Origin of the sequence: Arthrobacter ruber (assembly GCF_002954225.1) — a bacterium.
In the GTDB taxonomy this organism is placed as follows: domain Bacteria; phylum Actinomycetota; class Actinomycetes; order Actinomycetales; family Micrococcaceae; genus Arthrobacter_D; species Arthrobacter_D ruber.
The window spans coordinates 16,153-33,631 of the sequence record NZ_PPTH01000013.1 but is presented as its reverse complement, the minus strand read 5'-3'; the positions used below and the strand labels follow the sequence as shown (position 1 = coordinate 33,631).

The 17,479-nt window shown below is 69.5% G+C and carries 16 protein-coding genes, 3 tRNA genes and 1 other RNA gene; 10 read left to right on the top strand and 10 right to left on the bottom strand.

The genetic code is table 11. From position 1 onward, the window contains the following. Positions 1 to 69: 69 nt before the first annotated feature. A tRNA-Val gene (locus CI785_RS04095) sits at positions 70 to 145 on the bottom strand. Between the two features lie 99 nt (positions 146 to 244). Continuing rightward, on the bottom strand, positions 245 to 1,468 hold the full coding sequence (gene rlmN, locus CI785_RS04090; protein WP_105030828.1) for a dual-specificity RNA methyltransferase RlmN: 1,224 nt from the start codon (positions 1,466 to 1,468) through the stop codon (positions 245 to 247). A 225-nt stretch (positions 1,469 to 1,693) separates the two neighbouring features. Between rlmN and gndA the strand changes: the two genes are divergently transcribed. Then, positions 1,694 to 3,133, top strand: coding sequence for an NADP-dependent phosphogluconate dehydrogenase (gndA, locus tag CI785_RS04085; protein WP_105030827.1), 1,440 nt, complete (start codon positions 1,694 to 1,696; stop codon positions 3,131 to 3,133). A 70-nt stretch (positions 3,134 to 3,203) separates the two neighbouring features. Here the strand turns inward: gndA and epsC are convergent, their stop codons facing one another. The 3 genes from epsC to msrA form a co-directional block, all read right to left on the bottom strand. Continuing rightward, the gene (epsC, locus tag CI785_RS04080) at positions 3,204 to 3,791 is read right to left on the bottom strand and encodes a serine O-acetyltransferase EpsC (RefSeq protein ID WP_105030826.1); all 588 of its coding nucleotides are present in this window, start codon (positions 3,789 to 3,791) and stop codon (positions 3,204 to 3,206) included. A gap of 53 nt (positions 3,792 to 3,844) precedes the next feature. Beyond that, entirely contained in the window at positions 3,845 to 4,780 is a 936-nt protein-coding gene (gene cysK, locus CI785_RS04075; RefSeq protein WP_105030825.1) for a cysteine synthase A, read from the bottom strand. Between the two features lie 111 nt (positions 4,781 to 4,891). Then, complete coding sequence (gene msrA, locus CI785_RS04070; RefSeq protein WP_105030824.1) at positions 4,892 to 5,416, bottom strand: peptide-methionine (S)-S-oxide reductase MsrA; 525 nt, start codon at positions 5,414 to 5,416, stop codon at positions 4,892 to 4,894. Between the two features lie 105 nt (positions 5,417 to 5,521). Between msrA and CI785_RS04065 the strand changes: the two genes are divergently transcribed. The 3 genes from CI785_RS04065 (at position 5,522) to CI785_RS04055 (ending at position 8,285) form a co-directional block, all read left to right on the top strand. Beyond that, entirely contained in the window at positions 5,522 to 6,448 is a 927-nt protein-coding gene (locus CI785_RS04065) for a Nif3-like dinuclear metal center hexameric protein (protein WP_105030823.1), read from the top strand. A gap of 110 nt (positions 6,449 to 6,558) precedes the next feature. After that, positions 6,559 to 7,302 (top strand): zinc ribbon domain-containing protein, encoded by a 744-nt coding sequence (locus CI785_RS04060; protein ID WP_105030822.1) that lies wholly within the window; start codon positions 6,559 to 6,561, stop codon positions 7,300 to 7,302. A gap of 2 nt (positions 7,303 to 7,304) precedes the next feature. Continuing rightward, complete coding sequence (locus CI785_RS04055) at positions 7,305 to 8,285, top strand: reverse transcriptase-like protein (RefSeq protein ID WP_240614994.1); 981 nt, start codon at positions 7,305 to 7,307, stop codon at positions 8,283 to 8,285. Positions 8,286 to 8,291: 6 nt separating this feature from the next. On the opposite strand, the gene CI785_RS04050 is transcribed toward CI785_RS04055, so the two are convergent. Next, entirely contained in the window at positions 8,292 to 9,053 is a 762-nt protein-coding gene (locus tag CI785_RS04050; RefSeq protein WP_105030821.1) for a YaaA family protein, read from the bottom strand. Between the two features lie 80 nt (positions 9,054 to 9,133). On the opposite strand from CI785_RS04050, the gene rnpB reads away from it, so the two are divergent. Continuing rightward, an RNA gene (gene rnpB, locus CI785_RS04045) (RNase P RNA component class A) lies at positions 9,134 to 9,533 on the top strand. Between the two features lie 513 nt (positions 9,534 to 10,046). Beyond that, positions 10,047 to 11,336, top strand: coding sequence for an MFS transporter (locus tag CI785_RS04040; protein ID WP_105030820.1), 1,290 nt, complete (start codon positions 10,047 to 10,049; stop codon positions 11,334 to 11,336). Positions 11,337 to 11,421: 85 nt separating this feature from the next. Here CI785_RS04040 and def read toward each other — a convergent pair whose 3' ends face one another. The 4 genes from def to orn all read right to left on the bottom strand — a co-directional run bounded on the left by def (position 11,422) and on the right by orn (position 14,113). Further along, positions 11,422 to 11,994, bottom strand: a complete 573-nt coding sequence (def, locus tag CI785_RS04035) for a peptide deformylase (RefSeq protein WP_105030819.1) — start codon at positions 11,992 to 11,994, stop codon at positions 11,422 to 11,424. A 5-nt stretch (positions 11,995 to 11,999) separates the two neighbouring features. Further along, positions 12,000 to 13,172: an acyl-CoA dehydrogenase family protein gene (locus CI785_RS04030; RefSeq protein WP_105030818.1), complete on the bottom strand. Its 1,173-nt coding sequence runs from the start codon at positions 13,170 to 13,172 to the stop codon at positions 12,000 to 12,002. A 146-nt stretch (positions 13,173 to 13,318) separates the two neighbouring features. After that, positions 13,319 to 13,391 (bottom strand) — tRNA-His (locus CI785_RS04025). Positions 13,392 to 13,498: 107 nt separating this feature from the next. Next, positions 13,499 to 14,113: an oligoribonuclease gene (gene orn / locus CI785_RS04020; RefSeq protein WP_105030817.1), complete on the bottom strand. Its 615-nt coding sequence runs from the start codon at positions 14,111 to 14,113 to the stop codon at positions 13,499 to 13,501. A gap of 266 nt (positions 14,114 to 14,379) precedes the next feature. On the opposite strand from orn, the gene mptB reads away from it, so the two are divergent. The 4 genes from mptB to ssb all read left to right on the top strand — a co-directional run bounded on the left by mptB (position 14,380) and on the right by ssb (position 17,381). Continuing rightward, complete coding sequence (mptB, locus tag CI785_RS04015; protein ID WP_105030816.1) at positions 14,380 to 15,900, top strand: polyprenol phosphomannose-dependent alpha 1,6 mannosyltransferase MptB; 1,521 nt, start codon at positions 14,380 to 14,382, stop codon at positions 15,898 to 15,900. 82 nt (positions 15,901 to 15,982) lie between these two features. Next, on the top strand, positions 15,983 to 16,396 hold the full coding sequence (locus CI785_RS04010) for a DUF3224 domain-containing protein (RefSeq protein WP_105030815.1): 414 nt from the start codon (positions 15,983 to 15,985) through the stop codon (positions 16,394 to 16,396). Between the two features lie 56 nt (positions 16,397 to 16,452). Continuing rightward, positions 16,453 to 16,528: transfer RNA gene (locus CI785_RS04005), tRNA-Arg, on the top strand. Between the two features lie 229 nt (positions 16,529 to 16,757). Further along, positions 16,758 to 17,381: a single-stranded DNA-binding protein gene (gene ssb / locus CI785_RS04000; protein WP_105030814.1), complete on the top strand. Its 624-nt coding sequence runs from the start codon at positions 16,758 to 16,760 to the stop codon at positions 17,379 to 17,381. Positions 17,382 to 17,479: the final 98 nt, after the last annotated feature.

Here is a 17,479-nt window from a genome sequence, read left to right as displayed (position 1 = left end):
GGAGTCGCCCGGGACAGCAGAGAACCCCGCCATCCGGGCCTGCGGGCCGGGGAATGACGGGGTTCTTCGTGGTGGGTCCTACCGGGATCGAACCGATGACATCCACGGTGTAAACGTGGCGCTCTACCAGCTGAGCTAAAGACCCTCACCCTGTGACGCTCCGTTCCGGCAACTGCCGGGAGGCTGCATCACGAGGGTCGACTATACCGGCTCGGCGCGGAGTTCCGCCAATCCGGTGGACGTGCTACTCGCCGGCGGCGAGCTGTCCGCAGGCGCCGTCGATCTCCTTGCCTCGGGTGTCCCGCAGCGTCGTCGGGATGCCGGCGGCCTGGAGGCGGCCGATGAACTCGGCCGTCACGTTCTTCTCCGACGCGGTCCAGATGGAGCCGGGCGTCGGGTTGAGCGGGATGGGGTTGACATGCACCCAGCCGCGGCCGCGCTGGTTGAGCTTCTTCGCCAGCAGGTCCGCACGCCAGGCGTGATCGTTCATGTCCTTGATGAGCGCGTACTCGATGCTCACGCGGCGGCCCGTGGTCCGGTAGTAGTTGTACGCGGCGTCGAGGGCCTCGTCCACCTTCCACCGTGTGTTCACGGGGATCAGCTCGTCGCGGAGCTCGTCGTCGGGCGCGTGGAGCGAGAGCGCGAAGGTGACCGGCAGGGACTCGGCCGCGAGCTTGTTGATCGCGGGCACCAGGCCCACCGTCGAGACGGTGATGTTGCGCGCCGACATGCCCAGGCCCTCGGGGGAGTCGTCGACGAAGCGGTGCAGGGCGGCCATCACGCGCTTGTAGTTGGCCAGCGGCTCGCCCATCCCCATGAAGACGATGTTGGTGACGCGGTCGGCGTCGTGCCCGCCATCGGTGCGGAGAGCGCCCAGCGCTCCCTCGGCGAGGACGCGGTTGGCGGCGACGACCTGGTCGACGATCTCCGCCGTCGACATGTTGCGGGTCAGTCCGGCCTGGCCGGTGGCGCAGAACGGGCAGTTCATGCCGCAGCCGGCCTGCGACGACACGCACAGCGTCACCCGGCCGGGGTAGCGCATCAGCACGGACTCCACGAGGGCACCGTCGAAGAGGCGCCACAGGAACTTGATGGTGTCACCGTTGTCCGTGGTCAGGCGCTTGACCTCGGTGAGGAGCGGCGGGAACATCGCCGCGACCAGCTCCTCGCGTCCGGCCTTCGGGAGGTCGCTCATGGCGGCCGGATCCGTGGTGTAGTGCGTGAAGTAGTGCGTGGACAGCTGCTTGGCGCGGAAGCCCGCGTGCCCCAGCTCCTTCAGCCGCTCCTGGCGCTCGGCGAGCGTGAGGTCGGCCAGGTGGACCGGCGGCTGGCTGACCCGCGGCGACTTGAACTGCAGCAGGGGCCTGCCGTCGCTGGAGACGATCGGCTGCGAGCCCTCCACTTCGGGACGCACCTGCGGGCGCGACGAGGAGGGGGCGAGGGCGGGGGTAACCGTAACGTCGGACATCCTTATCATTCTTTCACGGATGGTGCCAACGACCCAGCCGGAGAGCTGTCGCGTCCGACACGTCTCATGCGACGCCCCGTGACACATTGGGTCGCCGCGGCACACTCTCTGGCGGCGGGCGCCGCGACGGTAATAGTGTGAAACCGCATGGCCCGCGCAGAGAACCACCGGAGCACCGGCATCTGCAGCGCCACCCCCACCCGCTGACGAACGACGGAGAACACATTGAGCGCACAGATCGGTGTCACAGGCCTGGCAGTGATGGGGGCGAATCTCGCCCGGAACCTGGCCCGTAACGGCTACACGGTGGCCCTGCACAACAGGTCGGTGGAGAAGACCGACGCACTGCTGCACAAGCACGGCGGGGACGGCGACTTCATCCGGACCGAGACCCTGCAGGAGCTCGTCGACTCCCTCGAGAAGCCCCGCCGGGTCCTGATCATGGTGAAGGCCGGCAAGCCCGTGGATTCGGTGATCGACCAGCTCACCCCGCTGCTGGAGCCGGGTGACATCGTGATCGACGGCGGCAACTCGCACTACGAGGACACGCGGCGGCGTGAGGCGGCCCTGTCCGAGCACGACCTGCACTTCGTCGGGGTGGGCGTCTCGGGAGGTGAGGAGGGCGCACTGCTGGGCCCGTCGATCATGCCCGGGGGTTCCCGGGAGTCCTACGATTCGCTGGGTCCGATGCTGGAGAAGATCTCCGCGAAGTACGACGGCGAGCCGTGCTGCCGCTGGATCGGCACCGACGGCGCCGGCCACTTCGTGAAGATGGTGCACAACGGCATCGAGTACGCGGACATGCAGGTCATCGGCGAGGCCTTCGATCTGCTGCGCTCGGGTGCGGGGATCGAGCCGGCGGACCAGGCGAAGATCTTCACGGACTGGAACGCGGGCACGCTGTCCTCGTTCCTCATCGAGATCACCGCGGAGGTGCTCGGGCACACCGACGCACGCACCGGCAAGCCGTTCGTCGACGTCGTCGTCGATGCCGCCGGGCAGAAGGGGACAGGCCGCTGGACGGTGGTCTCCGCGCTGGAGTTGGGCAGCCCGACCTCGGGCATCGCGGAGTCGGTCTTCGCCCGTGCACTGTCCTCGCAGCTCGAGCAGCGCCTGAAGGCGCAGGACGCCCTGCAGGGCCACGAGGCCACCGTGGAGGTGCCGGAGACGTTCGTGGAGGACGTACGGCTCGCCCTCTACGCGTCCAAGCTCGTCAGCTACGCCCAGGGCATCGACATGCTCACGGCGGCGGCGAAGGAGTACGGCTGGGACCTCAATCTCGAGGAGATCGCATCGCTCTGGCGTGCCGGGTGCATCATCCGCGCGGAGCTGCTCGACGACATCATGAAGGCCTACGCCGTGGCCGACGAGCGCCCGGCGAATCTCCTGCTGGCCCCGGCGTTCACCGAGGCTATCGCGGGCGCGATCCCGGCGTGGCGCCGCGTGGTGGCCACAGCCGTGCAGCTGGGCATCCCGGTCCCGGTCTTCTCGGCCTCGCTGGCCTACTACGACGGGCTGCGCCGCAAGCGCCTCCCGGCCGCCCTCACGCAAGGCCTGCGCGACCTGTTCGGCGCCCACACCTACAACCGCGTCGACACCGACGGCACGTTCCACACGCTGTGGGGCGAGGACAAGTCCGAGATCGAAGCCGTCGACACCCACTGACGGACGCCGGACACACAGGAAGCTTCGGACCGAGGTCCGGGGCTTCTCTGTGTGTGTCGCCTGTCCCGTCCTAGATGTAGAGGGCGGGATCCACGTACTCGGCCGGGTCCACGGCCGGCTGCGTCTCGCGGCGGGAGTCGCGGTGACGGAAGGTCGCAGGGATGCCGGTCACGATCGAGTCCGGCGGCGTGTCCTTGACGACGACGGCATTCGCGCCCACCGCGCTCCCGGCGCCGATGGTGATCGGACCAAGCACTTTCGCTCCCGCGCCGATGGTCACGCGGTCACCGATCGTCGGATGACGCTTGACCTTCTCGAGCGACCTGCCGCCGAGGGTCACCCCCTGGTAGAGCATGACGTCGTCGCCGATCTCCGCCGTGCTGCCGATCACGATCCCCATGCCGTGGTCGATGAAGAACCTGCGCCCGATGGTCGCCGCCGGGTGGATCTCGATCCCGGTCAGCGCCCGGGCCAGCTGCGACAGGACCCGCGCGGGGAAACGCAGCCTCTCGTCGCGCCACATGCGGTGGGTGAGCCGGTGGACCCAGATGGCGTGCAGCCCCGAGTACACGAGCGTGTTCTCCAGGGACCCACGGGCAGCCGGATCGTGGGTGCGCGCGGTGTCGAGGTCCTCGCGCAGTCGTTCTAGGAAGCTCACCGGCTGTACCCTCTCGGGGGGATGGTCAGGGACGGGTCAGGGACGGGGCGGCGTCAGCCGCGGATGTCGTCGAAGAGCACCGTGGAGATGTAGCGCTCGCCGAAGTCGCAGACGACCGCCACGATGAGCTTACCGGCGTTCTCGGGTCGCTTCGCGAGTTCGAGCGCGGCCCACACGATGGCACCCGACGAGATGCCGCCCAGGATGCCCTCCTGGGTGCCGAGGGCGCGGGCCACGCGCACGGAGTCCTCGACGGTGGCGTCGATGACCTCGTCGTAGGCGTCGCGGTCGAGGTTCTCGGGGATGAAGTTGGCGCCGAGTCCCTGGATCTTGTGCGGACCGGGTGCGCCGCCGTTGAGGATGGGGGAGTCGGCCGGTTCGACGGCGACGATCCGCACACCGGGCTTGCGCTCCTTCAGCACCTGCCCGACGCCGGTGATGGTGCCACCCGTGCCGACGCCGGCCACGAAGATGTCCACCTCGCCGTCCGTGTCCTCCCAGACCTCCTCGGCCGTGGTGGCCCGGTGGATGGCCGGGTTCGCGGCGTTCGCGAATTGCTGCGCCCAGATGGCGTTCTCCGTCGTCGCGACGATGTCCTTGGCACGCTCGACGGCGCCGCGCATGCCCTCGGAACCCGGCGTCAGGACGATCTCGGCGCCGTAGGCCCGCAGCATGACCCGACGTTCGGTGGACATGGTCTCCGGCATGGTCAGGAGGACCCGGTACCCGCGTGCCGCACCCACCATGGCCAGGGCGATCCCGGTGTTCCCGGAGGTGCCCTCGACGATCGTCCCGCCCGGGCGGAGCGCCCCGGCCTTCTCCGCCGCGTCGATGATGGCCACGCCGATGCGGTCCTTCACGCTGTTGGCGGGGTTGTAGAACTCGAGCTTGACGGCGACCTGCGCGTCGAGGCCCTCGGTGAGGCGGTTGAGGCGGACGAGGGGCGTCCTGCCCACCAGCTGGGTGACGTCGTCGTAGATCTTTGCCATGGGGAGCCTGCCTGTTCGCAAGAGGTGGGAGGGATCGGGGTCGGTCGTGGCAGGGCGGATGACCGCCCCCGGACCGACGGCGGTCAGCTTAACGGGTGGGCACCTGCCGACCTAGGCGGCGAGCCACTGGGCGTAATATTTGCGGGCCTTGGACAGCTTCGGATTGATGATCACCTGGCAGTAGCCCTGCTCGGGGTGCTTGGCGTAGTAGTCCTGGTGCCAGTCCTCCGCGACGTGGAACAGCGGGAGCCTGCTGACCTCGGTGACGATCGGGTTCTTCCAGTTCTCCTGGTTGCGGCGGATCGCGTCCTCGAACAGTGTCTTCTGCTCGGCGTCCTGGTAGTACATGACGCTGCGGTACTGCGTGCCGACGTCGTAGCCCTGCCGGTTCAGGGTGGTGGGGTCGTGGGACACGAAGAACATGTCCAGGATCACGTCCTCGGGGATGACGGACTCCTCGAACGTCACCGCGACCACCTCGGCATGCCCGGTCATCCCGGAGCAGACGGAATCGTAGTCGGGGTGCCTCGTGTGGCCGCCGGTGTAACCGGACACCACCTCGGTCACGCCGCGGGTCTTCTGGTAAAGGGCATCGAGGCACCAGAAACAGCCACCTCCGAGCACAAAAGTCTTCATGTCTGTGTCAATGCACGGTGCGCCCCGATGATTCCCGTCCGGAATCCGCCCCGGGCGAACCTCGGAGGCTTGGAGGGGCGGTCGGCGGCGGGTATTACTGGTGTCATGGAACAGAACGAGCAGAGGGCCGTTGCCGGCCTGTCGGGTCTCGCGGTGGCCACCCTGGAGGGTGGAGGATCCGGGCAGGCCGTCCGGGTCCCGACCGTGGGCGACGTCCTGGTGGCGATCGAGGAGTTGTGGCCGGAAAGCCTCGCCGAGGGCTGGGACGCCGTCGGACTCGTCGCGGGCCGGTCCGGGAACCCGGTGGGGAAGATCCTCTTCACGGTCGATCCCTCCGGTGCCGTCCTCGACGAGGCGCTGGAGTGGGGTGCGACGATGATCGTCTCCCATCACCCTCTGCTCCTGAAGCCCGTCTCCACCGTCGCGGCGTCGGGTTTCAAGGGTGACGTCGTCCACCGGCTGATCGAGGCGGGCTGCGCCCTCGTCACGGTCCACACCAACGGTGACAGCGCCGTCGGCGGTGTGTCCGACGTCCTCGCCGACGCCCTGGGTCTGCAGGACGTGAAGCCCCTCGCCCCTGCCGCGAACGGGCTGCCCGAGGAGGGGATCGGGCGGGTCGGCGACCTGGCGACGCCGGTGGCCCTCGGGGACTTCGCCGAGGCCGTCTTCTCGATCATGCCCGCCGTCGCCGGGGGAGTGCGCGTCGCGGGCGACAAGGACGCCCTGGTGCGCCGGGTCGCCGTGTGCGGCGGGGCGGGTGACTCCCTGTTCGACCGCGTCCGCTCGAGCGACGCGGACGTCTACGTGACCGCGGACCTCCGTCACCACCCGGCCTCGGAGGTGCGGGAGGCGGCGGCCGGAGGAACGCCCTACCTGATCGACGTCTCGCACTTCGGCAGCGAGTGGCTGTGGCTCACTCCGGCGGCGGACGCCCTGGGGACAGTGCTCGCCGACCGGGGCTTCACCACCGACATCCGCGTCAGCGGGGTCAATACGGACCCCTGGGACTTCGTCCTGACCCCCGGCCACTGACCTGCCCCCCGAGCCGCGGCTGACCGTCCGGGTGGTCCTGGTGGCCTAGGCTTGGACGACGCCCCTGCCCGCCCGTCGAGCCCCATCCGTCCGACCCTGGAGGTTAATCCGTGGCCAAGGCTGCACCCGAGGAACAACGTCGCCTGCTCGACCTGCAGGCCCTCGACTCGACCCTCAACAAGCTCTCCCGCCAAGCCGTCGCCGCCCGCGGGAACCCCGCGCTCGCCGCCGTCGCCGCGCGCGTGGCCGAGGTGGACGCCGAGCTCGTGCGGGCCGGCACCGCGCTGGGGGACCTCGAGCGTGAACTGACACGCGCCGAGGACGAGGTGCAGTCCGTGGTGACCCGCCTCGAGCGTGACGAGAAGCGCCTTAACAGCGGGACCGGGACGTCCAAGGACCTCACGGCGCTGCAGCACGAGGTGGGCACGCTGACCAAGCGGCGGTCCGACCTCGAGGACATCGAACTGGACGTCATGGAACGCGTCGAGGCCGCCCGCGCCGCCCGCGCCGAGGTCGAGGAGCGCACGGACGCCGTCCGGGCCGAACTCCGCGGACTCGAGGAGGCACGCGATCTCGAACTCGCCGACATCGAGGTGCAGCGCGCCGACGTCCAGGCCCGCCGCAACGAGCTGGCGTCCACCTTCGACGCCGGACTCCTCGCCCTCTACGAGCGGATCCTCGTGAAGCGCGGTGTCGGTGCTGCGCGGCTCTTCCACGGCAAATCGGAGGGCTCGGGCATGCAGCTGAGCCCGGGTGACCTCCGCGACATCGCCGACGCGGCTCCCGACGACGTCGTGCTGTGCCCCGACTCGGGGTGCATCCTCGTCCGCTCGAGCGACTGGGGCACTGCGTAGCCGTGAACCACCAGCAACTGTTCGATCCCCATGAGAACGACACCCCCGAGCACGAGGATCCGGCGGACGGGCCGTCCCGCCTCGTCGTCGAGGCCGACGGCGGCTCCCGCGGCAATCCTGGGCACGCCGGGTACGGCGCCCTCGTCCGCGATCCCTCGACCGGGCGGATCCTCGTCGAGAAGGCCGCGTACATCGGAAAGGCTTCCAACAACGTGGCCGAGTATTCCGGCCTCGTGTCCGGGCTGGAGCTCGCCCGCGAGATCAACCCCCGGGCGACCGTCCACGTGAAGATGGACTCGAAGCTCGTCGTGGAGCAGATGTCGGGCCGGTGGCAGATCAAGCACGCCGACATGAAGGTGCTCGCAGCGAAGGCCCGCAAGGTCCTCGACCCTCGGCGCGTCACCTACGAGTGGATCCCGCGCGAGCGCAACAAGGACGCCGACCGGCTGTCCAACGAGGCGATGGACGCCGGCATGGCCGGCGTCCCGTGGAAGCCCCGCACCCCTGCAGCCCCGGCACCCGGTCAAGGTTCCGGGACAGGTGCCGGTTCCCCCGCCGGTGCGGCCGCCGGATCCCCGGCGGAGGCGCCGCGGCCGGCGGGCAGGCTCCACCACCTCGAGGTGTGGACCACGGACCTCCCGGCGGCGGAGGCGAGCCTGGGCTGGCTGCTCGAGCGGCTCGGCTTCCCGCGCAAGGAGTCCTGGAAGGACGGCGTCAGCTACGGGTCCGACGAGTTCTACCTCGTGCTGGAGAGCGGCCCGGACGTTGCGGACGGGGGTCACGAACGCCGTCGTCCCGGCGTGAACCATCTCGCCTTCCGCGCCGGCTCGCGCTCGGCCGTGGACCTGCTGGCGCGGCGCGCCGCGAGTCACGGCTGGTCCCTGCTCTTCGCGGACAGGCATCCCTTCGCGGGGGGACCGGAGCACTACGCCGCATACCTCGAGAACGCCGAGGGGTTCGAGGTGGAGTTGGTCGCCGACTGACGACCGTCAGTCGAGCACGATGTCGAGCTGGGCCGGCTTCCTCGCCGTCGCAGGTCGGAGGTCGGCCGACCACTTCTCACGGGCCGCTCCCAGCAGGGCCTCCGGGGTCGCCGGGGCCGTACCCCGCCGGGTGAGCAGGTGGCGCGCGAACTCCCCGCGCGTGTGCTTGGCGAAGTGGGACACCACCGTCCGCCTGCCGTCGCGCACCTGGAACACGTTGACGGCGGCGCTCTGCCGCGTCGGCGGGGTCCAGGCGGCCGCATAGGTGCTCGAGCGGCAGTCGACCACCAGGCCGGCGCCCGCACGATCCGCGAGGGGCTGGGTGAGGTGTTCCTTCCAGTAGGAGGCCAGGCGGCCCGTGCCCGGCAGGTCCACCGACATCGACAGGCGGTAGGCGGGGATCCGGTCACCGAAGGCGATCGCGCCCCAGAGGCCCGACACCACGACGCACTGCTCCCGCGCGCGGCGCTTCTGTCCGGGCGTCAGCGAGGCGTAGCCGAGGGCGTCGTACAGGACCCCCGAGTAGACGTCGTGCGCCGGAGCGGCGGGCGCGACGTCGAGCACCAGGTTCCGCTGCACGTCCTCCACGAGGGACGCGCCGACGCCGAGGACCGCGTGCGCGTCGTCGGCGCCGCTGGCGTCCTTCAGCGCTGCGAGCACGGCCCTGCGGGCCGGGTTGAGTGCGGGGAAGTGGAGGTCCTCGAGGTGGACGGGGCTACCGCGACGGGCTACGGACTTGCCTTCGGACGGGGGGAGCAGGATCAGCACCGATCAACCCTACCCAATGTGCGCGGCGCTCCCGTCGCCGTCCGGGCGGGCGCTTTCTCCCGACTAGAATGGACGACGGATGGGTCGACCAGGCGGCCGCGTTGGACGGGGCAGCAACCCGGTCCACCGAGGAACGTCCGGGCTCCGCAGGGCAGGGTGGTGGGTAACGCCCACTCGGGGTAACCCGCAGGCCAGTGCCACAGAAAAGAGACCGCTTCCCGCTGCAGGCTTCGGCCCGCGACGGGCAGTAAGGGTGAAAAGGCGGTGTAAGAGACCACCAGCATGCCGGGTGACCGGCATGGCTCGGTAAACCCCACCCGGAGCAAGGCCAGACAGTGCGCGTCATCAGGGCTGCCCGCCCGAGTGCACGGGTAGGCCGCTGGAGGGCGTCGGCAACGGCGTTCGTAGATGGATGGCCGCCACTCGCGCGCCGGCAACGGCGCACGATGACAGAACCCGGCGTATCGGTCGACCCATCCCTCGACCCAGGCCCGAAGCCGTCGGCGCGTCGTTCGTCATCGAACGGTGCCCGCCCGAATAGTCTGTGATCACCGTCGTGGGTCTCCTCGATGAGCACGACGGTACGGACGGGTCGGCCTACTGCTGGGGCTTGGGGCTGACCCGTTCACCTTCCCCTCGCGCCGCGAGGAAGCACGCCCGGCCGGCAGGTTTAAGCGGTCCCCCGTACCCGGTCTCAAGAGGTAGGGGGACCGCCCGGCGTCTATAGCCGCCTCGGGAGCCGGTCGACCGCGATACTGCTGGGGGAACGATCGCGGGACCCACTCCCGATATCCATTCTCCGCTTCTCCGGTGGGGTCGGCAATCTGCGGGGGTGCCTCTAAGCCAACGGAGAACGCGGGAACTTTCACAGACGGTGCCGTAGGCAACGAATTATCGGACGGCACGCCGGGTCCGTCAAGACGCAGTGAAGTCGTTCGGGTCTTCCCCTCGAGGCGCCCCGGGCTCGTCCGCACGCTCGGCTAGGGTGATCGGATGAGCGCTGGGAGTACGGGGGAGGGGCACCTGCTGGCGCGCAACTCCAATTTCCGCTCCCTGATGATCTCGAGCACGGTCGGCGTCCTGGGGAATGCCGTCGCCGCGGTGGCGCTTCCCGTCATCGCCGCCGTGGAACTCGAGGCGAGCAACTTCGCGGTCGCCACGCTGGCCGGTATGACCTTCCTGCCCTGGCTCCTCTTCGGTCTGGTGATCGGCACCTGGGTGGACCGGTTGCCCCGCCGCCCCGTGATGCTGTGGGCGTTGGCCGTCCGCATCGCCACCCTCGCCCTCCTGCCGCTCGGCTTCTGGCTGGGCTTCCTCTCGACACCGCTCCTGTTCGGGGCGGCCTTCACCGCGGGGCTGGCCTCCGTGTTCTTCCAGCTCGCGGATGCCGCAATGGTGCAGCAGGCGGTGACGCCCGACGAGTTGATGGAAGGCAACGGCCTAATCACCGGAGCCGGGGCCGCGGCGGACGCCGCCGGCCGTTCCGTCGCCGGATGGCTCGCGGGAGCTGCGGGCGGATCCAATGCGCTGATCGTGCAGCTGGTGGCCTCGGTGGTGTCCCTCCTGGCCCTCCAGCGGCTCGACGTGAAGGAGATCGTGCAGCCGCAGAGCAGGCCGCACATCCTCCGCGAGATGCGGGACGGGCTGCGCTACACCTTCAGCACAGCTCCACTGCGCGCGATCCTGCTCAATGCGGCACTCTGGAACCTGGGCGGCAACATCGCGGCGTCGCTCCTGGTGGTGCTGGTCCTGAGGACGCTGGGGGAATCGGAGGTGTGGCTCGGGTTGCTGCTGGCGGCAGCCTCGGTGGGTGGCGCGATCGGCGGCACGACGGCGCATTGGATGGGGAAGCACTTCGGGTCCGGGCCGCTCTGGCGCTGGTCCATGGTGCCCGGGGTCTTCGGCTACGCCTCACTGCTGGTCCTCGCCCCCGGCTGGGGGATGCTCTGGGGAGTCATCGGCCTGTTCGTCATGGGCGCGAGCGTCGCGTGGAACATCGTGGTGGGCACGAGTTTCCGCCAGCGGGTGTGCCCGCCCGACATGATGGGGCGCCTCGGAGCGGCGTCGCGCATGGTGAGCTGGGGCATGCTCGCGCTCGCGAGCCTGCTGGCGGGCGTCCTCGCGGAGACGATCGGCATCCGCGAGGCGGTGCTCGTCGGCGTTGTCATCGCCTGCCTGGCGCCGCTCGTCGCCCTGCTCGGGCCGCTGCGCGGCATCCGGCGCCTCGAGGACCTCGTCGAGGTCCCCGCGCCCGGCCGGCTGGATGTCGCCGAGAACCTCTGATCGCTGCCGGCCGAAGCCTTCGCGGCAGCGGTCGCGCACGTGTACCGCGGTCGCGCGTACCAGGCGCGTCCGGTGCTCCCGGGCCCTAGTGGCCGAAGGGATCCGGATCGACGCCGGGCATCCACGTCAGGCCCGGAACACCCCAGCCGTGGTTCTTCACGCTCTTGCGGGCTTTCCGCGACTGGCGCGCGTCGAGCCGGTCGACGTACAGCTTCCCGTCCAGGTGGTCGTACTCGTGCTGAAGGCAGCGGGCGAACCACCCCGTGGCCTCGAACTCGACGGCAGCGCCGTCGCCGTCGAAGCCCGTGATCCTCGCCCACTCGGCACGCTTGAGGGGGAACGCCTCCCCGGGGACGGACAGGCAGCCCTCCGACTCGTCGTCCGGGTCGGGAGCGGATCCGGGGACCTTGGAGGTGACGAGGGTGGGATTGACGAGCACGCCACGCGGCGCCACGTCGTCGTCGTTCTCCATGCCGTACACGAAGACCCGCAGTCCGACGCCGATCTGGGGCGCCGCGAGCCCCACGCCGTTCGCGGCGTCCATGGTCTCGAACATGTCGGCGATGAGCGTGCGCAGTCCGTCGTCGAAGGACTCGACCGGCAGGGCCCGCCGGTGGAGGACGGGTTCCCCCGAGATCACGATGGGATGCACTGTCATGGGACCTACCTGTTCTGCGTGGGGCTGTCGGCGATCGACCGGCCGATGGATTCGCGCATGATCTCGCTGGTCCCGCCGAAGATGGTCAGCAGACGCGCGGCCAGGAAGGCCTGCGAGACCGGGTATTCGAGGATGTAGCCGTAGCCGCCGTGCAGCTGCAGGCACCGGTCCGTGACGGCCTTCGCGCGTTCGCTCGCCCACAACTTGGCCTGCGCGGCGGCGGTAGGGGTCAGCGTCCCGGCGTTGAAGGCGAGGACCGCCTGATCGACGAAGGCCTCGGTCACCTCGATCTCGGTCAGGAGATCGGCGAGCACGTGCCGGGTGGTCTGGAAGTCGAGCACGCGCTCCCCGAAGGCGCTGCGCTCGGTCACGTACCGCAGGGTCTGCTGGTAGGTGGCCCGCGCGAGGGCCGCAGCGGCGACGGCGATGCCGAGGCGGCCCTGGGGGATCTGCTCGAGGCTGTAGCGCAGGCCCTGGCCCACCTCGCCCACGAGGTCGGCCCCGGGTACCCGCACGTTGTCGAAGAACAGCTCGGCCGTGTCCGAGGCCCGCAGCCCCATCTTGTCGAGCTGGCGGCCGGGGGTGTAGCCCTCGCCGCGTCGCACCATGAACAGGGAGAAGGAGTCACTGGCCCCGCGGCCCGTGCTGCCGTCCGTGCGGGCGAGCACCAGCGAGGCGTCACCGCTGATGCCGTTGCCGATGAACACCTTCTGGCCCGTGATCAGCCAGTCGTCGCCGTCGCGCACGGCGCGGGTGCGGATACCCCGCAGGTCGCTGCCGGCTCCGGGCTCGGTCCAGGCGCAGGAGGTCACGATCTCGCCGGAGACCATGCCGGGCAGCCACCGCTGCTTCAGGTCCTCCGACCCGTGGGCCAGCAGGTGCGGGAGCACGAGGTCGTCGTGCAGGTGGAACGCGAGCCCGACGGCGAGGTGGTTGCTGCGTGCGAACTCCTCGTCCAGGACGGCGCGGAAGCGGTAGTCGGGCATCCCGGCTCCACCGAACTCCTCGGGGACCGCCAGTCCCAGCAGTCCCTGTTCGCCGGCGGCGGTCCACACCGACCGGTCCATCATGTGCTGTTGGTCCCACCCGGCGTAGTGGGGGGCGACGGCGCGCTCGTTGAACTCGCGGGCGACGTCGCGGAAGAGCTCGTGATCCTCGTCGAACACTGTGCGTTCCATGGTCTGGTCCTTCGGTGCTGTCAGCCGGCGGGCGCAGACCGAGGGCTGGCGTCCGGGGCTGGGCTTGATGGGGCCGCAAATGCGTATGCCGCCCCGGATGATCTCCGGGACGGCATCTGCGGCCGGGATGTCTCCCGGCAACTGAGGGTGAGTAACGGGGGTTGAACCCGCGACCTCCTGGACCACAACCAGGCGCTCTGCCAACTGAGCTATACCCACCATGTGCCTCGGCCGGACAACCCGGGTCGAACTCGATCCGGGCCGCCTGCGACAGGCAGCGGATACAAGTTTACACACATTTCGGTGTGCTCCCGACAGGGCGTGCCTCAGGTCGCGACGGTACCCGCGACGGTGCCCGCGATGGCCTTGCTGGTGGCGGAGTCCGGCCCCGGCGAGGGCACGAAGACCGCGGCGCGGTAGTAGCGCAGCTCCGTGATCGAATCCTCGATGTCGCCCAGGGCCCGGTGCCCGCCCGTCTTCGCCGGTGACTGGAAGTAGGCGCGGGTGTACCAGCGGCGTGCGAGTTCCTTGATGGTGGACACGTCGATGACCCGGTAGTGCAGATGGTCGACGACGAGCGGCATGTCGCGGACGAGGAAGTTCCGGTCGGTGCCGACGGAGTTGCCCGCCAGCTGCGCCTTCCGCGGCTCCGGGACCCAGGTCCTGATGTACTCCAGGACCTGCTGCTCCGCCTCGCCCATGGTGATACCGCCGTCGAGCTCCTCGAGCAGTCCCGAGGTGGTGTGCATCTGCCGCACGAAGTCGCCCATGTGCGCGAGCGCGTCGGCGGGAGGCTTGATCACCACGTCCACGCCGTCGCCCAGGACATTGAGCTCGGAATCCGTCACGAGGACGGCCACTTCGATCAGGGCGTCGTTGACGAGGTCCAGCCCCGTCATCTCGCAGTCGATCCAGACGATGGGGTCATTCGATATCGGCATTCGACCAATGTACCGTCCGTCACCGACGGCGCCCTGCGTGAGCCCGGCACCCTGTCGGCGCGCCTGCGCGGACCGGCGCGTGCACTACCCGCGAAGGGGCCCGGTGCTAATATTCGAACAGTTCGCTCACGGCTGCGGGGAGATCTGGGTGACCCCGCCGCTTCCGGCACGGGCACCGCGGAGTCCGCCGTCAGGCCGCCCCGGCGGCCCGCGACGACGGGCGTGCGACGCCGACCCCCTGCTTGCCGACGATTGGAATCGCCCCGATGCCCGCCCAGGTCCCGCTCACGAAGGTCGAGACGCAGCCGGGCCCACACCGCCCCGACGTCGCGGTCGTGCAGGGGTTCATCGGTTCCCTGCTGATGTGGATGGGGTCCCTCGGCGTCGGCTGGCTGTCGCTCGCCTCCGCCGAGCTGAGGCGCAATCCCGTCATCATCTGGCTCCGCTTCGAGCCTGCCGGGGCCGTGCTGTCGGTGCTGCTCCTGGCGCTGGGCGGCATGCTCCTGATCCGGGCGTGGCTCCGCCTGGGCCAGAGACTGAACGGGTGGTCGGACGACACCAGGCCCTACCTGATGAAGGCGATCATCGCCTGGACCATCCCGCTCGCTGCCGCGCTGCCGCTGTTCAGCCGTGATGTCTTCGCGTACATCGCGCAGGGCCAGGTCATGGTCGCCAAGCTCAATCCGTACGTCGACGGCTACTCGCAGATCTCCAACTACCTGCAGATCGGGGCCGACGACCTCTGGGCGCAGAGCCCCACGCCCTACGGGCCGGTGTTCCTGTGGATCGAGGAGGCCATCGTCAGGATCACGGGCGGGCACCCCGACACCTCGATCATCCTCTTCAGGGTCGTCGCGCTCATCGGGGTGGCCCTGTGCGTGTACTACGTCCCCAAGCTGGCGGAGCTGCACTCCATCAACCCGAACCGCGCCCTGTGGCTGTCCGTCGCCAACCCGCTGTTCCTCGTCAACTTCGTGGCAGCCATCCACAACGACTCCCTGATGATCGGCCTCGCACTCGCCGGGCTGTACCTCGCCGCGACCAGGCGACCCGTCCTCGGGATCCTGCTCATCACCCTGTCGGTGGGCATCAAGCCGATCACCCTCATCTTCCTGCCGTTCATCGGACTGATGTGGGCGGGCAAGGGCGCCTCCTGGCCGCGGCGCTTCCTGTACTGGTTCCTCACCGCCGCCCTGTGCCTCGGGGTCCTGGCGGTCATGGGGTACATCAACACCTTCGGCTTCGGCTGGGTGGGGGCACTCAGCACGCCGGGCAGCGTGTGGATCTGGTACGCACCGGTCGGGTTCCTCGGCCTCGTCATCGCGACGCTCGGCGACGCCGTCGGGCTGAGCGGCTGGGACATCGCCAACGGCTTCCACACCCTCGCGCGCCTGGCGTCCCTGGCCATCATCGCGCTGCAGGTCTTCCGCGGCGACCACAGCCGCCTCGTGCGCCGGCTCGCGATCGCCTTCGCGGCGATCGTGCTGCTCTCGCCCATGATCCAGTCCTGGTACGTGGTGTGGCTCATCCCGCTCTTCGCCGTCACCGGTATCCGGGACGACTGGCAGGTGAAGTTTCTCTACTTCACGGTCGCCTTCTTCATGGTCTACGCGATCACCGACCAGCTGGACATCTTCCCGTACTTCGACTTCAGCCTCATGATGGCGCGTCAGGTGGCCGCCGTCGTCGCCCTCGGATTCGCGCTCTATCTCGTGTTCGTGGACCCGCGGACCAAGGTCCTGTTCCGCAGGCGATACCGTCCACTGGAGCCGGGGCAGCTGCACTGACCGGCCCCGCGAGGGTGCGAACGGGGCACTCGTCAGCGAAACCGGACATGCGGGACGGGCGCCGAGCGGCGATACTGAGCAGATGATTGAAACAGGAACGACGACGTACACCGGCGAGTTCGAGATCACCGGCTGGGACGCCGAACCCTACACCGAGCCCGGGAGTACGGGTGAGCTCTCCCGGGTGCGCGCCGAGAAGGTCTTCGAGGGCGAGATCAGCGGGACGAGCACGGCCGAGCTCCTCATGGCCGGCAACGACATCGGTGCCGGCTACGTGGCGTCCGAACAGTTCGTCGGGACGGTCGGGGATCGCACCGGGTCGATGACCGTCCAGCACTGGGGGGTCGCCGAGGGAGCCGAGGCCGCGAGTTCGGGCCACATTATCCCCGGCTCCGGCACCGGGGGACTGCGCAACATCTCGGGCAAGGCGGTCTACTCGCAGGACCCCGACGGGCAGCACCGCCTGGAACTGCGGGTGAGCTTCGCCGAGGAGTAGGCCGCCGGCGGGCGGTACCGATCGGTGGCAGGTGCCCATAGTAAACTGGGGGAACTGCCTCCGTAGCTCAGGGGATAGAGCAGGGGCCTTCTAATCCTCTGGTCGCAGGTTCGAATCCTGCCGGGGGCACCACACGAAGGGCCGGACGCCGGGCGTCCGGCCCTTCGGCGTCCGCGGCGGCCTCGAACCGGCCCTGCAGCTGCGGGCCGCCGCCGTCATGCAGAGCCGGGGCCACCTCCGCCTGTCGGCCCAGCGGTTGTCAACATAGCGTCCCCTCCCGCGATGCCGCCGCCGTATTCCGCCGAGACTGGCTGGAGGCCGGCACCCACCGCCGTCCTGGTGACCTAGGGAAGGACGAATCATGACTGACAGCATCACCGTGCGGGGCTACGTCGCCACGGAGGTACGGCTGACCTCGGCGCAGAGCGGGCTCGCGATCGCCGGCTTCCGCATGTGCACCACGGAGCGTCGCCTCGACCGGGAGACCAACACGTGGGTGGACGGGCACACCAACTGGTATTCGGTATCGCTGTTCCGCCAGCTCGCGACCAACGCCGGAGCCAGCCTCAAGAAGGGCGATCGCGTGATCGTCACGGGGCGGCTGAAGATCCGACCCTGGAGCACTGCGGACGGCCGGACCGGCACCTCCGTGGAGATCGACGCCGACACGGTGGGCCACGACCTGATGTGGGGTACGGCGAACTACAGAAGGACGACAGCCGACCGATCCGACGCCCACCCCGTGTCCGGCTTCGACGGGCACGGGGTGGGTGTCCCGGCCGACGACATGCCCGAGGGTGTGGACGCCGCAACGGGCGAGGTCTACGACACGGCGTCGGACTTCGGCTCGGTCGACAGCGAGGTCCTCGGCGAAGTACACGGCGAGGTCGATGGTGTGGACGATGGTGCCTCGATGGACGGTGCCTCGAACGGACACGGGACCGGACGCGACCACGTCCCGGAGGCGGAAGCCGTTCCCTTCTGAGCGGATGCAGGCTGGTTGCTGATGCGTCCGCGAGGGTGTAGTTCCGGTGCGTACGGTACGTCCTTCGAGTCCGGTGGGTCCGAGGAGTTCCGGGGGAG